The organism is Corynebacterium sp. LK2537 (assembly GCF_040946485.1).
Classification (GTDB): domain Bacteria; phylum Actinomycetota; class Actinomycetes; order Mycobacteriales; family Mycobacteriaceae; genus Corynebacterium.
The window spans coordinates 195,548-209,691 of record NZ_JAYWLQ010000001.1; the positions used below are offsets into that span (position 1 = coordinate 195,548).

12 protein-coding genes are annotated in these 14,144 nt (G+C 66.2%); all 12 read right to left on the reverse strand.

Annotated features, from left to right (window positions below; genetic code table 11):
• Positions 1–84 precede the first annotated feature (84 nt).
• Positions 85–1,401 (reverse strand): bifunctional UDP-sugar hydrolase/5'-nucleotidase, encoded by a 1,317-nt coding sequence (locus VVS03_RS00930; protein ID WP_368534555.1) that lies wholly within the window; start codon positions 1,399–1,401, stop codon positions 85–87.
• Positions 1,402–1,464: 63 nt separating this feature from the next.
• Positions 1,465–2,181 carry a metallophosphoesterase gene (locus tag VVS03_RS00935; RefSeq protein WP_368534556.1) on the reverse strand — a complete coding sequence of 239 codons (717 nt, stop codon included), beginning with the start codon at positions 2,179–2,181 and terminating at the stop codon, positions 1,465–1,467.
• 226 nt (positions 2,182–2,407) lie between these two features.
• Positions 2,408–4,702 (reverse strand): bifunctional (p)ppGpp synthetase/guanosine-3',5'-bis(diphosphate) 3'-pyrophosphohydrolase, encoded by a 2,295-nt coding sequence (locus tag VVS03_RS00940; RefSeq protein WP_368534557.1) that lies wholly within the window; start codon positions 4,700–4,702, stop codon positions 2,408–2,410.
• A 47-nt stretch (positions 4,703–4,749) separates the two neighbouring features.
• A complete protein-coding gene (locus VVS03_RS00945) occupies positions 4,750–5,301 on the reverse strand; it encodes an adenine phosphoribosyltransferase (RefSeq protein ID WP_368519235.1) in 552 nt (183 codons plus the stop codon).
• Positions 5,302–6,954, reverse strand: a complete 1,653-nt coding sequence (locus VVS03_RS00950; RefSeq protein ID WP_368533942.1) for an ABC transporter substrate-binding protein — start codon at positions 6,952–6,954, stop codon at positions 5,302–5,304.
• Between the two features lie 95 nt (positions 6,955–7,049).
• On the reverse strand, positions 7,050–8,216 hold the full coding sequence (gene secF, locus VVS03_RS00955) for a protein translocase subunit SecF (RefSeq protein ID WP_368533941.1): 1,167 nt from the start codon (positions 8,214–8,216) through the stop codon (positions 7,050–7,052).
• Positions 8,216–10,057 (reverse strand): protein translocase subunit SecD, encoded by a 1,842-nt coding sequence (gene secD, locus VVS03_RS00960; RefSeq protein ID WP_368534059.1) that lies wholly within the window; start codon positions 10,055–10,057, stop codon positions 8,216–8,218. Before secD ends, secF begins: the two co-directional genes overlap by 1 nt.
• 323 nt (positions 10,058–10,380) lie before the next feature.
• Positions 10,381–10,728: a preprotein translocase subunit YajC gene (yajC, locus tag VVS03_RS00965; protein ID WP_368533940.1), complete on the reverse strand. Its 348-nt coding sequence runs from the start codon at positions 10,726–10,728 to the stop codon at positions 10,381–10,383.
• Between the two features lie 67 nt (positions 10,729–10,795).
• Entirely contained in the window at positions 10,796–11,893 is a 1,098-nt protein-coding gene (gene ruvB / locus VVS03_RS00970) for a Holliday junction branch migration DNA helicase RuvB (protein ID WP_368533939.1), read from the reverse strand.
• 43 nt (positions 11,894–11,936) lie between these two features.
• Positions 11,937–12,554 carry a Holliday junction branch migration protein RuvA gene (gene ruvA, locus VVS03_RS00975; protein ID WP_368533938.1) on the reverse strand — a complete coding sequence of 206 codons (618 nt, stop codon included), beginning with the start codon at positions 12,552–12,554 and terminating at the stop codon, positions 11,937–11,939.
• A 78-nt stretch (positions 12,555–12,632) separates the two neighbouring features.
• Complete coding sequence (gene ruvC, locus VVS03_RS00980) at positions 12,633–13,205, reverse strand: crossover junction endodeoxyribonuclease RuvC (protein ID WP_368533937.1); 573 nt, start codon at positions 13,203–13,205, stop codon at positions 12,633–12,635.
• A gap of 185 nt (positions 13,206–13,390) precedes the next feature.
• A complete protein-coding gene (locus tag VVS03_RS00985) occupies positions 13,391–14,143 on the reverse strand; it encodes a YebC/PmpR family DNA-binding transcriptional regulator (protein ID WP_368533936.1) in 753 nt (250 codons plus the stop codon).
• Position 14,144 lies beyond the last annotated feature (1 nt).

A 14,144-nucleotide genomic window follows, 5' to 3' on the forward strand; every position in this document is an offset into this window, starting at 1 on the left:
GTAGGGCGAACGAAGGCCCTGGGGTAATCCCCAGGGCCTTGTTGTCGTGGTTGCGCAAGCGTTTGGGCCGCGCGGTGGGTGGTCTTAGAGGCCGAACTGCTTGCGCAGGTCCTCAATCATCTTGCGGACCGGGGCCGGCAGGGTGATGATGCCGGTGCCGACCGCGCCCATCAGGCCGGCGACGAGAGCGACGATAACGCCCGCGCCAATGCCGACCGAGGACAGCAGCGAGTCGCTGGAACCGGAGCTCAGGCTGGAGGTGGAGCTCAGGCTGGAGCCGTTGTCGCTGTCGTCGGTGTCGTCGTCGTTGTCATCGCCACCGTTGCCATTGCCGTCGGCGGCAGTGACGGTGACCGGGATGATGACCTCGGTGCCCTGGTCGGTGGTGACCTTGAGCTCCTGCTCGCCGGAGAGGTCCTCCGGGACGGTCAGCTCGACGGTGGCGCGGCCGCGCTCACCCATCTGGTCATCGCCGTCCTGGCGGGCGTTGTCGATCTCGGCCTCGGCGCTGGCCTCACCCAGGGAGACGGTGGCGGTCTTGGCCATCGGCTCGCCCTCGCTGGTGTAGTTGAGGGAGGAAAGCTCCACAGTCAGCTTCTCCCCGGCCTTCGGCTCGCCGGACAGGTGCACGCCGACCTGGCCCTGGCTGGTGCGGACGTCGGCCTCGCCGCTGGCGATGTAATCGATCATCGCCTGGGTGTCCATGTAGCCCACATCCACAATGTCCTTGACCTGATCCTCAGCGAAGAAGCCGTCGCCGCCGCCGGCCAGGAAGGTCGACAGGGCCACGGTGTAGTTCTTGCCCAGGTCGAGCGGCTCGCCGTTGATGATGACCGACTGGACGCGCTGGCCCTGCTCCGCCTGCGGGTCGTAGGCCACGGAGACGTTCTCCGACAGGCCCAGCGCCAGGCGCGGGCGGGAGTTGCCCGGCTGCCACTGGTTCTCCAGGGCATCGACCAGGTCCTGGCCGGTGATGGTGCCGTAGGCGATGGAGTTGCCAAACGGCTGGACCTCGAAGATGTCCTGGTAGGTCACCTTGCCGCCCTTGAGGTCGGCGCGCACGCCGCCGGCGTTCATCAGGCCCAGGTCGATGTCCTTGTCGACCTGCTTGGACATGCTCACGCGCTGGCCCTCAGCGATGAAGTTGTTCAGGGTGGACTCGACGCCGCGGTTGGAGCCCGGCTCCTTGCCCTCGTCGGAGCCGCGGAACATGGCCTGCGGGGTCTCACCGGCTTCCTCGGCGCCCTTCTCAGCGGCCTTGTCCTTGGCCTCCGCCACCAGGCCCGCGATCTCCGCGTGCGGCTCCAGGGCTGCCGCATCCGTGTAGTCGTACTGGGTCAGTTCCACGTCGGTGAGCTCGCCGGCGGTCTTGTCGTAGGTGAAGTCCACGTCGTTGAGCACCTTGCCGTACTCGTGGCCCTGGGCCCAGTGCAGCGGCAGCGCGCCCTCGCGCTCGACGGTGCCCTAGGAGCGCACGTGGGAATCGCCGCCGAAGAGGACGTCGACGTCGTTGTTGAAGCCCTCGGCGTACTGCTCCGCGTCCTCGTGCATCAGCGCCACGACGACGTCGGCCTCGCCCGACTCCTTCAGGCGGGTGGCCTCCTTGTTGGTGGCCTCGACCGGGTCGGTGAAGGTGATGCCCTCGATGGCGCTCGGGGCGACCTTCTCAGCGGTCAGCTGGGTCACGGTGCCCACGTAGCCGACCTTGACGCCGTCAATTTCAGAAACGTGGGACGCTTCCATCGCCGGCTGGCCGTCCTTGAGGACGTTGGCGCCCAGCACCGGGTAGTCGGACTTCGGGATGATGCGGCCCGTCAGGTCATCAAAGCCCTGATCGAATTCGTGGTTGCCCACGGCGCTGGCCTCGACCCCCATGTCGTTAAGAACCTGCAGGGTGTACTCGTCGTCGGTGATGGCGGAGACGAACGCGGAACCGCCGACGTTATCGCCCGAGGTGGTCAGATCGTAGTTCTGGTCCTGGTTGACCTGCTCGACCAGGCTCATCAGCTTAGCGGCACCCAGTTTCGGATCCGCTTCTTCCAGGTGGCCGTGGAAGTCGGTGAAGTTGGAGACCGAGAAGCTGACCTTGTCCTCGGCGAAGGCGGCCGGAGCGCCCTGCAGGGCGACGGCAGTGACGGTGGTAGCCGCCACGAGGCGGCCAATGCGACGGAAGTTACTCATGGGAGTTCTCCTGCGAGACTTGGGAAAAGGGACTTAGAGACAAGTCCCTTTATAAACCCGTGACCAAGCCCCCGCAGCGCTCCCGGCGGTAGGTCGCGGCTTCCCCTGCGGTGTTAACCTGCCCGCGGCGCAGAGTTCACCTGCCGGTCACCGGACGGGGGCACTGCGCTCTCCCCTGCCGCTCGTTCCTCCGTCGCTGGCGCCGAGGATTCGCGGTCCCGCGGGGTTAAGCGGTGACGCGGTAGACGTCGAAGACGCCCTCGGTGTTGCGCAGCGTGGTCATCAGCTGGCCCAGCTGCTTGGTGTCGGAGACCGAGAAGGTGAACTTCAGCGTCGCGATGTGATCGTCGCCGCGGTTCGAGGTCATCGACAGCACGTTGAGGTTCTGATCGCTGAAGATCCGCGTGATTTCAAACAGCAGGCCCTGGCGGTCCAGGGCCTCCAGCTGCAGCGTGGCCGCGAAGGCGCCGGAGGCGGAATTGCCGCTGGCCCAGGAGACGTCCATCATGCGCTCCGGCTGGCTGCGCAGCTTCTCCGCGTTGGTGCAATCCACGCGGTGTACGGAGACCCCGCCGCCGCGGGTGACAAAGCCGAAGATCTCGTCGCCCGGGACCGGCTGGCAGCACTTGGCCATCTTCGCCATCACGTCCGGGCTACCCTCGACCAGGATGCCGGTGCCCGAGGAGGAATCTTCGGTTTCCTTGGTACGGGAATTCTCCAGCGCCGACAGCGGGGTGCGATCGGCCAGGGCCTCGACCGCGTCGTCGCGGTCGCCGAACAGGGAGGTCAGCTGGTTGGCCACGTGCTGGGCGGAGACATTGCCCGAGCCGATGGCCGTATACAGCGAGTCCACGTCCGGGTAGTGCAGCTGCTTGGCCACCTGCTTCATCGAGCTGGCCGTAAACAGTCGGTAGAGCGGCAGGCCGCCGCGCTGGACCTCCGTGGCTAGGGCGTCGCGGCCGGCTTCGAGGTGTTCTTCGCGGCGCTCCTTGGCGAACCACTGGCGCACCTTCGCCTTCGCGCGCGGCGAGACCAAGAACTCCTGCCAATCGCGCGACGGGCCGGCGTTAGTGTCCTTGGAGGTAAAGATCTCCACCTTGTCGCCGGATTTCAGCGTCGATTCCAGCGCCACCAGCTTGCCGTTGACCTTCGCGCCGATACAGCGGTGGCCAACCTCCGTGTGGACCGCGTAGGCGAAGTCGACCGGCGTGGAGCCGGCCGGCAGGTTGATGACGTCACCTTTCGGGGTGAACGCGAAGATCTGCTTGGCCGACAGGTCGTAACGCAGGGAGTCCAGGAAGTCGTTCGGATCAGCGGCTTCCTTCTGCCAGTCGAGCAGCTGGCGCATCCACGCCATCTGGTCGACCTCTTCCTGGTGGCCAGAGTTTTTGCCCTTGGTCTCCTTGTAGCGCCAGTGCGCGGCCACGCCGAATTCGGCGTTGTAATGCATCTCGTGGGTGCGCACCTGCACCTCCAGGGAGGAGCCACCGTCGGCCAGCACGGTGGTGTGCAGCGACTGGTAGACGCCGAAGCGCGGCGAGGAGATATAGTCCTTGAACCGGCCGGGAAGCGCCGAGTAGAGGGCGTGGACCACGCCGATGGCGGCGTAACAACTGTTGATGTCCTCGACCAGGATGCGGATGCCCACCAGGTCGAAGATCTCGTCGAAGTCGCGGCCGCGCACGATCATCTTCTGATAGATCGACCAGTAGTGCTTCGGCCGGCCCATCACCTCAGCCTGGATGCCGTTCTCCTTGAGGGCGGCGCCGACCTCTTCCTTGATCTGCTTCAGGGCGCGGTCGCGCGAGGGGGCGCGGGCGGCGACCATGCGCACGATCTCGTCGTACTTCTTCGGGTACAGGATGGCAAAAGCCAGGTCCTCGAGCTCCCACTTGACGCTGGCCATGCCCAGGCGGTGCGCCAGCGGGGCAATCACGTCGAGGGTCTGGCGGGCCTTCTTCGCCTGCTTTTCCGGCGGCAGGAAGCGCATGGTTCGCATGTTGTGCAGGCGGTCAGCGACCTTGATGACCAGCACGCGCGGATCCTGGGCCATGGCCACGATCATCTTGCGGATGGTCTCAGCCTCGGCGGCAGCACCCAGCGCCACCTTGTCCAGCTTCGTCACGCCGTCGACGAGCCGGGCGACCTCGGGGCCGAAATCGCCAGTCAGGTCCTCGAGGGAATAATCGGTGTCCTCCACCGTGTCGTGCAGGAGGGCCGCGGCCACCGTGGTGGTGTCCATGCCGATCTCCGCGGCGATGGTGGCGACCGCCAGCGGGTGCGTGATGTACGGATCCCCCGACTTGCGCATCACGCCCTCGTGCAGGCGCTCGGCGGTTTCGTAGGCGTTGTTCAGCAGCTCCACGTCTGCCCGCGGATGGAATTCGCGGTGGATGGACAGCAAAGGCTCCAAGACCGGATTGACCTTGGTCCGCCCACCCGTCAGGGAACGAGCCAGGCGGGCGGACATGCTGCGCATGCTAGACCCAGCGGGGCGTTTCGCCGGTTTATCGTGAGTCATTACGCGCCCCTTTCCGAACTAAACTACTAATTAGTTCAGTCTAGCGCTTAATTCTCCTCAGGTGTGCGTAAGACCACCAAAGGCGTACCCGCTAGTCGCTCGCGCCCGCCCAGGCCCTCGACCTCGATGACCACGACGTTGCCGACTACCTCGGCGCCGGCCTGTTCGAGCAGCTGGCGGGCACCAAACAGGGTGCCGCCGGTGGCCAGGACGTCGTCGACCAGGGCGATCTTCTTGCCCTTAAGCTCCGCGCCGTTGGCGGGGATCTCCAGGGCCGCGGTGCCGTATTCCAGCTCGTATTCGGTGTGCAGGACCGGCGGCGGCAGCTTGCCCGCCTTGCGGATGGCCAGGATCCCCACGCCCATCTTGTAGGCGACCGCAGACCCCAGCAAGAAACCGCGGGCGTCCAGCCCGCCGATCATCTCCGCGCCCAGGTCCTCGCAGGCCTTCGCCAGGCCATCAACCACGACGCTGAAGGCGTCCGCGTCGGCCAGCACCGGGGTCAGGTCCTCGAAGAGAACACCCGGCTCCGGGAAGTCCTGGACGTAACGGATCTTGTCTTGTAGGGCTTCATTAGCGTTGGAGTACTGAGAACTCACTTAATTATCCTTCGATTTCGATTCAGTGGCGCCTTCGGGGATCAGCGCCCACCTGTCCATATTCCAACCGATTCCCGCCAGCCCAGTGTACGGTACCACGTGTTTGACATCGTTGCGGACCACGAAGGTCTTCGGTTGCGCAGCCAGCGGGATGGTCCGCACCGTCTGCCACTGCTCGGCCTCGGCCTTGTTGAGCTCTTCCACATTCGAAATCCGCGGCTCCGCGGTCGAGAATTCGGTGAGCGGATCGATAGGCCCCAGGAAGGCGTCGATGGCGGGCAGGCCCGTTTCCGGATCCGGGTTGAGCATGTACTGCGAGGTGTTCTCCGCGCTCACGTCCTCGACCGTGATCCCGGCCGGCTGGCAGGTCTCCGAGATCTTTTCCACCATGGCCGCATAGCGGTCGTTGGGGCCCAGGTAGCCGATGCGGATGGTCTGCCCGCTCAGCGTCTGGGCGATGGCGTTGTCGGTGCCCACGTGCGGCTCGACGGCCCGCTTCAGGTACTTGCCGATGGGGTCGTTGTGCCGCAGGACGTGCTGGTAGACCGGCGGGACCTCCACGCCGGACTCGGCGGAGCTGAGCTTGGCGAGCGCGGCCTGGTCGATGCACTCGGAGAAGGCCCGCCGCGGCTCCTCCTGCGCGAACAAGCCGTACTCCGACAGGACCAGCGACTCGGTCAGATCGCCGACGACCGGCTCAATCTCATAAGGGTTATCGGCCGCGTCGCGGTCCAGCCAGGCAGGGTTCGCCGCGCGGGAGTCAACCACGCCAAGGGTCCCGGCGTCCTTCAGCGCGCCGGAATCCGCGTCCGCGGGCCAGACGGTCACCGGGGCGATCTCGGCCTCGTTGCCGAAGAAGTGCGGGTTGCGTTCCAGGACCACTTCCCCGCTCTCGCCCACGTGGTCGATGACATACGGGCCAAAGGAGACCTGCAGTTCCGGATCGAACTCGGCCAACTGGAAGTCGAAGCGCCAGATGCGCGCGACCTCCTCCAGCACCGTGGGATCCTGCGAGTACAAGGCGTTGGTCAGCTCCTGGGAGTCCATGCCCAGCTTCTTGGCGATAGCGTGGGCCGGCATCACCGTGCCCGGTCCGAACAGCCCGCGCCAGCGCTGGCCGGTGCCCGGGGCGAAGACGACCTCGAAGACCTTGTTCTCCGGTGCGCACTTGAACTGCTGGATGTCCTGGGCCAGCGGCATGTGGGAGCCGAAGGTTTCCTGCATGGTGCCGGCCGTATACGCCAGCAGGTAGTCCACGCAGGTCACCGGCTGGCCGTCGGAGAATTTCGCGTCGTCGCTGAGCGTGTAGAGCACCGACTTGGACTCGTCCTCGGAGCCGGGGTTGAGCTCCTGGGCCTGGACCAGGTCCGTGTTCGGGATCATCTGCCCGCGCGGGCCCGGCACGAAGGCGGCCGGGTACAGGCGGCTGGACAGCTGCGCCACGCTGCCGGCGGAGCCGAAGGCGGTGCCGGCGTTGGTGGTCACCAGCTCCGAGGAGGTCTGGTAGCCGAAATGGTCGCTGGAGGCGGTGCCTTCCTCCTCGGCCGGCTCCTCCCCCTGCCCGCAGGCTGCCAGGCCCAGCGCCAGGCTGGCGGCCAGGCCCGCAGCTGCCAGACGCCACCGCGTTGGATTCTTGTTGACTCCACTTCCCATTTCGGGCTAACTCCTACCTGAGACTACCGATTGCAAAACCCCGGGGGTCAAAGCCCCCCGGGGAGAGAAACTGACCGTGAACTACCTAGGCCGGGCTACTGTCCCGGGCGCCAGGTGGCGCCGGAGCCGGTAGTGCCCTCGCCGGGGCGCGGGCCGTGGTCGTCACTGGATTCGGCGATGTCGTCGTTAGCCGACGCCGTCACCGGAGAGGCCACGGTGCGCTTCGCGCCGCTTTCCTCGGGGTCGAGCTCCTCGTCAGCCTCGCCCGAACGGTAGCGCTCCACCTCGGCGTTGTGGCGGCGGAATTCCTTCTTCCGGTTGACCATGCTGACCAGCAGCGGGGTGGCCAGGAACAGAGAGGAGAAGATGCCCTCGATAACGCCGATGAGCTGGATCAGTGCCAGGTCCTTGAGCGTGCCGATGCCCATCAGCCAGACCGCGACCACGAAGAGGGCGATAATCGGCAGGGCGGAAATCACCGAGGTGGAGATAGAACGCATCACGGTCTGGTTGATGGCCAGGTTGGCCTGTTCGCCGTAGGTGTGTTTGCGCTGCCCCAAAATGCCCTGGGTGTTCTCGTTGACCTTGTCGAAGACGATCACGGAGTCGTAGATGGAGAAGGTCAGCACGGTCAGCAGACCGATGATGACGGCCGGGGAAACCTCGAGCCCGAACAGGGCGTAGATGCCGGCGATGATGACGCCGTCGACAATCAGCGCGAGGATGGCCGCGAACGCCATGGTGCGCTGCAGGCGGATGGCAACGTAGACGGTCGCCGCGATGAGGAAGACCACCATCGCGATGATCATGCGCTCGGTAATCGAGGAGCCCCAGGACTCAGAAACGGTGGAGGTACCGATGGCGTCCGGGGTGGCCTCGCCCTCGGCGTTTTCCGGCTGGTACTCCTCGTAGATGGCCTGCCGGGCGTTGTCGACCTGCTCCTGGCTCAGGCGCTCGGAGGTGATCTCCAGCGTCTCGGAGGCGCCGGAGCCGACGATCTGGACCTGCTCGGGTTCTACGCCGGTGGCTTCCTCGAAGGTCTGGCCGACCTCCTCTTCCACCAGGTCCGCGGCCGGCATGGTCACGGTGGTGCCGCCCTCGAAGTCCAGCGAGAGGCTGAAGCCGCGGATGAGGATAGCGGCGATGGACACGACCAGCAGGCCGATGGTGATCGAGTACCACAGCTTCGTCCGGCCGATGAAGTCGATGCCGCCCTCGTCGGAGTAGAGGCGATCCAACCGGGAAATCTTGTTCTTAGCCATTAGTTGTTCTCCTCGCCCTGCTCGTTGCGCTTGCTGCGTACGGTGCGCTCGGTGTGCTCAGGCTTCGTGTCTTGAGCGTCCGCGGCCTGGTCGCCGCGCGGATGCGTCTTACCATAGTGGCCCTTCGCCCGGTTTTCTTCGGCCAGTGCGAAGATGCCGCCGAGGCCGTTCATGGACGGCTTGGCGAAGACCGGCTTGCGGGCGGCCAGCATCATCAGCGGCGCGGTGATGAGGAAGGAGACGACCAGGTCGAAGACGGTGGTCAGGCCCAGGGTGAAGGCGAAGCCCTTGACCTCGCCGATGGCCAGGAAGTAGACGACCACGGAGCCGATCAGCGTGACGGCGTTACCGGTCACGATGGTGGTGCGCGCCCGCTCCCAGGCCTTGGTGGTCGCAGATCGGAAGGTGCGGCCTTCCAGGATCTCGTCCTTGATGCGTTCGTAGTAGACCACGAAGGAGTCGGCCATGGCGCCGACACCGATGATCAGGCCGGCGATGCCGGACAGGTCCAGCGAGTAGCCGACCCAGCGGCCCAGCAGCACCAGGGAGCCGTAGGTCAGGGCCATGGCGCCGACCAGCGTCAGGAAGGAGACGAAGGCGAAGGCGCGGTAGTAGTAGATCGAGTAGGCCAGAACCAGAATCAGGCCGACCAGGCCGGCGATGAGGCCGGCCTGCAGGGCGGCGTGGCCCAGCGACGGCGGGACCGTCTCGGTGGTGCCGCCCGGCTCGCCGTTTTCGCCGACAAACGACAGCGGCAGCGCGCCGTAGCGCAGGTTGTTGGCCAACGACTGCGCCTCTTCCTGGCTGAAGTCACCGGTAATCGAGGTGGCCGAGCCGTACGGGGTCGCGCCCTGAATCTGCGGCGCGGAGATGACCCCGGAGTCCAGGGTGATGGCGATCTGCTTCTGAAGGTACTCCTCGGTCAGCTTGGCCCAGGTGGCCGAGCCGTTCGGGCCGTCGCCGGTCTGGAAGGAGAAGCTGATCTGCATCTGGCCGGTGTCCGGGTTGAGGCCGCCGTCGATCGGGGAATCCGTGTCGATTTCCGAGCCGGTCAGGCGGGTGCCGTTCGGATCCTCGACGCCGTCCAGCAGCGGGGCCGGGTCCAGGGTGTACGGCATGCCCTGCGAGTAGTCACAGGTCACCAGCGGCTTGGCGGGATCGTCCGCGCCCGCCAGGGGATCCGTGTCCTGGGTGCAGGTCATCAGAGCCGAGGCCGCGGACAGCGTGGTCGGGTCCTCCGACTGGCGGTCCTTGAGCAGCATGTCGGTCATCTCTTCGCGGCGCTCCGCCTGCTCCAGGGAGTTCTCCGGCTCCGGCAGCGGCTCGGCGCTGACCTTCTTCTCATCCACCTTGGTGTTGTTCGAGCCCTGGCCCTCGGCCTGCTCGTTAGCCTGGTTGATGGCGTCGGTCACGCGCTTCAGGGACTGGTTCGCCTCATCCTTGCTCAAGACGCCGTACTTGACCCAGCGGTTGGCCATGTCTTCCATCTCCGGCAGCAGCTTGGTCATGTCCGGGGTGGGCTGTTCGGCCACCGGGCGGAAGAGCAGCTGCGAGGTCTGGCCCACCGACTGCGCTTCCTGGGTGTCCTCGCCCGGGACGGTAATGACCAGGGTGTTGCCGTTGATGACTACCTCGGATCCGGACACGCCCATGCCGTTGACGCGCTGTTCCAGGATCTCGCGAGCCTGTTGCAGCTGGTCCTGGGTCGGTTCTTCGCCCTGCGGGACCAGCGTGACGCGGGTACCACCCTGCAGGTCGATGCCGAGTTTGGTGCCGGCGGTGCGATCGCCAGTAAAGAATACGAGCGCCCACACCGCCAGCAGGATGACGACGAAGAGCATGATGGCACGCTTCGGCCATTTCCTACTGGCGTTGTTGATGGCGCCTTTGTGAGGAGCGGACACGAATACAATCTCCTGTGCATTGCAAGTTACAGGGCTAAGTAAAAATCGCTACCTTTAACGGTGAAAGGAGCGAACACGATCCATCATGGTACGTCATATCGCTGGCAAAACCTCAACAGGGAGCCAGAAAAGCGCATAGTGTGACCATGACAACGATCACAGTGCGGGGAAAATAGAAAAAAACCGCCTGCCGGTGGCGTGCGCTCGGCACGCCCAAAGCGGGCGGTGAGTGGAATCCAGGACGGGCGGGTCCGCTTGACCTAGTTCCGCTCGTCCGGGTTGCGCGGGTTGTCGTCGGGGTGGAAGTCGGTCTGCTGCGGATCGGCCGGGGCATCACCCACCACGTTCGGGGCGGTGTTGGCCGCGCGCAGGATGCCCATCTTGTCGACGGTGATGATCATGCCGCGGGCGACCTCCAGGTCGATATCCCCTTCGCGCACCGCGGTCACGGTGCCGTGGATGCCGCCGGCGGTCACGACGCGCTTACCCGGGGTCAGCGAGGCCTGGAAGGCGGCAACTTCCTTCTGGCGCTGGCGCTGCTTGCGCATTGCGAAGAAGGTAGGCAGGACTAGAAGGACAACGAGGACGATAAATAGTACTAGTTCCATACCGATCCAGTGTGCCAGAAATTTCAGTTTAACTGTTAATCAAACGCCGTTTGGCAGTAAGAATCTATTAAAACAGGCCAATCGCCCCGTCGGGCGGGGTCAGCCCCAGGTGCTGCCAGGCCGCCGCCGTGGCCACGCGCCCGCGCCCGGTGCGCGCGATCATGCCGGCGCGCACGAGGTAGGGCTCGCAGACCTCCTCGACGGTGGAGGGCTCCTCCCCCACGGCGATGGCCAAGGTGTTCACGCCGACGGGCCCGCCGTTGTGGCCTTCGATGAGCGCGTGCAGGACCGCCCGGTCCAGGCGGTCCAGGCCCATCTCATCCACGTCGAAGACGGCCAAGGCCCCCTGCGCGGCCGCCAGATCGATCTCGCCGTCGCCGTTGACCTCGGCGTAGTCGCGCACGCGGCGCAGCAGGCGGTTGGCGATACGCGGGGTACCCCGCGAGCGCGAGCCGATTTCCACGGCGGCCTCCCGCGTGATGTCCACGTCGAGGATCTGCGCGGCGCGCTTGATAACCCGGGTCAGATCCGCGGTGTCGTAGAACTCCATCTGCGCGGTAAACCCGAAGCGGTCCCGCAGCGGGCCGGTCAGCATGCCGGCGCGGGTGGTCGCACCCACCAGGGTAAACGGCGGGATCTCCAGTGGGATGGAGGTCGCACCCGGGCCCTTGCCCACGATGACGTCGATCCGGAAGTCCTCCATGGCCATGTACAGCATTTCCTCGGCCGGGCGCGCGATGCGGTGAATCTCGTCGATAAAGAGCACGTCGCCCTCCATGAGGTTGGAGAGCATGGCGGCCAGATCGCCGGCGCGCTCCAGCGCCGGGCCCGAGGTCATCCGCAGGCTGGTGCCCAGCTCCTGGGCGACGATCATGGCCATGGTGGTCTTGCCCAGCCCGGGCGGGCCGGACAGCAGCACGTGGTCCGGGGTCACGCCGCGCTTCTTCGCGCCCTGCAGCACCAGCGAGAGCTGCTCGCGGACCTTCGGTTGCCCGATGAACTCGTCCAGGCTCTTCGGGCGCAGGGAGCGCTCGATGTCGCGCTCGCCCTGCTGCGCGTGCCCGTCGACGTCGTCGTTGCGGCGCTCCGCCGCCTGCGCGCTGCCCTGCCGGGCGGCTTCTAGCCCGTCTGGCAGCTGAAACTCGGTGCGCTCAATATCTGACATGTCCTAACACCCTACCCGTCGTGAACCCCTGGCGTGCGCCTACTTATTTCTTGCCCAGCCGGGCCAGCGCGCTACGCAGGACCACCGGCGTGGCGGCATCGGGCTGCTCGGCGACGATCGCCTCGACGGCCCCGGCCGCGGCCTTTTCGGTAAAGCCCAGGCCCACCAGCGCCTCGGTGACCTGCTGGACGACCGGCTCGCTGGCCGCGGGGACCCCGCCGGCGGCTGCGCCCTCGCCCGCGGCCGCGCCGGCCCCGGCGAAGCCTGCCACCTTGTCCTTGAGCTCGAGCGCTAGCCGCTCCGCCATGCGCTTGCCCACGCCCGGGATGGTCTGCAGGCGCTTGGCGTCCGACTGGCTAATCGCCTGCGCCAGCTCGTTGGCCTCCAGCACCGACAGTGCGGCCAGCGCCAGCTTCGGGCCGAGCCCCGAGACGGACTGCAGCAGGTGGAACATCTCCCGGTCCTCGGCGGTGCCGAAGCCGTAGAGGGTCATGGAGTCTTCCTTGACCACCATGGAGGTCAGCACGAAGGCCTCTTCCCCGCGGGTCAGCCGGCCGAGGGTGGGCGGGGCCGCGTGCACGAGGTAGCCCACGCCCTGGCATTCGATGACGGCGTGGTCCAGCGCGATGGAGATAACCTCTCCGCGCAGCGATGCGATCATGGCGAGGGTTGTCCTTTCTTCCCGGGGTGGAGTTTTAGGTTCTGCAGGTTTCGGGCGACGTGTTGCTCGTCCGGCCGCCTAGCCGGACTGGGTGGCGCGGGCGCGCGCCAGGGCCTGCCGCTGGGCCTGCGTCTTTTCCCGCACCTGCTCGGCGCGGGCCAGCGCCGGGGCCCGCCAGCAGTGGCTGACGGCGAGCGCTAGCGCGTCGGCGGCATCGGCCGGCTTGGGTGGCTCGCTCAGCCCCAGGATACGGGTGATCATGGCGGTCATCTGCTTCTTGTCGGCGCGGCCGTTGCCGGAGACGGCTTTCTTGACCTCCGAGGGGGTGTACATGTGCACGTCCAGGCCGCGTTCGGCCGCGGCGAGCACCAAGACCCCGACCGCGTGGGCGGTCTGCATGACCGTGGAGACGTTGCCGCGTTCGAAGACGCGCTCGATGGCCACCACGTCCGGTTGGTACTCATCCATCCACTCGGCCACGGCCTTGGACAGGCGCAGCAGGCGCTCGGTGAGCCCCTTGTCCGCGGGCGTGCGCACCACGCCGACGGAGATGGGGATGACGGCGCGGCCCCGGCCTGCCTGCACGACCGACAGGCCGCAGCGCGTCAGGCCCGGGTCGATGCCCATGACGCGCAAGCCCTCCAGGTTCACCGGCCACCTCCGTCACACATATGTTCTAGTACCTTATCACGCATACTACACGCGCCGTGGCAGGCAGGCCAGCCTGGGTGCCAAGGGGCGCAAGGAGCCGGGTAGACACGACCAAGGGCAGCCGCGGCAAGAAATACTCGCCCCGACTGCCCCATTGCCAGGTTCTTAGGCCCCGGGCCGGCTTCTTAGTCCTCGAGCTCGGCCAGGACCTCGTCGCTGAGATCCATGTTGGTGTAGACGTTCTGCACGTCGTCGGAGTCTTCCAGAGCGTCGACGAGGCGGAAGATCTTCTTGGCATCGTCAGCGCCGAGCGGAACCTCGACGGACGGGCGGAAGTCGGTGTCGGAGTCCTCGACGGAGATCTCCGCCTCTTCCAGGGCGGTGCGCACCGCGCGCACGTCGGCGGGCTGGCAGGTGATCTCGAACTGCTCGCCGCGGTCGTTGACTTCTTCGGCGCCGGCCTCGAGCACGGCCAGCAGCAGGTCGTCCTCGGCCAGCTCGCCCTTCTGGACGACGACGACGCCGACGCGGGAGAACATATAAGACACGGAGCCGGACTCGCCCAGGTTGCCGCCGTTCTTGGTCATGGCGGTGCGCACCTCGGTAGCCGCGCGGTTGCGGTTATCGGTCAGGCACTCGATGAGCATGGCCACGCCGTTGGGGCCGTAGCCTTCGTACATGATGTTTTCCCAGTCGGCGCCGCCGGCTTCCTCGCCGGAGCCGCGCTTGCGGGCGCGCTCGATGTTGTCGTTGGGAACGGAGGCCTTCTTGGCCTTTTTGATCATGTCGTCCAGCGTCGGGTTGGCCGCGGGATCGCCGCCGCCGGTCCGCGCCGCCACCTCGATGTTCTTAATCAGCTTGGCAAATTCCTTGCCGCGCTTGGCGTCGTTGGCAGCTTTTTTATGCTTGGTCGTCGCCCATTTAGAGTGGCCGGACATA

What these genes read in the sequence shown, in the direction of transcription:
- VVS03_RS00940 (WP_368534557.1), bottom strand. Translation starts at nt 4,702, where the DNA reads ATGACTCACGATAAACCGGCGAAACGCCCCGCTGGGTCTAGCATGCGC.
- VVS03_RS00950 (WP_368533942.1), bottom strand. Translation starts at nt 6,954, where the DNA reads ATGGGAAGTGGAGTCAACAAGAATCCAACGCGGTGGCGTCTGGCAGCT.
- VVS03_RS00935 (WP_368534556.1), bottom strand. Translation starts at nt 2,181, where the DNA reads ATGAGTAACTTCCGTCGCATTGGCCGCCTCGTGGCGGCTACCACCGTC.
- ruvB (WP_368533939.1), bottom strand. Translation starts at nt 11,893, where the DNA reads ATGTCAGATATTGAGCGCACCGAGTTTCAGCTGCCAGACGGGCTAGAA.
- VVS03_RS00985 (WP_368533936.1), bottom strand. Translation starts at nt 14,143, where the DNA reads ATGTCCGGCCACTCTAAATGGGCGACGACCAAGCATAAAAAAGCTGCC.
- ruvA (WP_368533938.1), bottom strand. Translation starts at nt 12,554, where the DNA reads ATGATCGCATCGCTGCGCGGAGAGGTTATCTCCATCGCGCTGGACCAC.
- secD (WP_368534059.1), bottom strand. Translation starts at nt 10,057, where the DNA reads ATGCTCTTCGTCGTCATCCTGCTGGCGGTGTGGGCGCTCGTATTCTTT.
- secF (WP_368533941.1), bottom strand. Translation starts at nt 8,216, where the DNA reads ATGGCTAAGAACAAGATTTCCCGGTTGGATCGCCTCTACTCCGACGAG.
- yajC (WP_368533940.1), bottom strand. Translation starts at nt 10,728, where the DNA reads ATGGAACTAGTACTATTTATCGTCCTCGTTGTCCTTCTAGTCCTGCCT.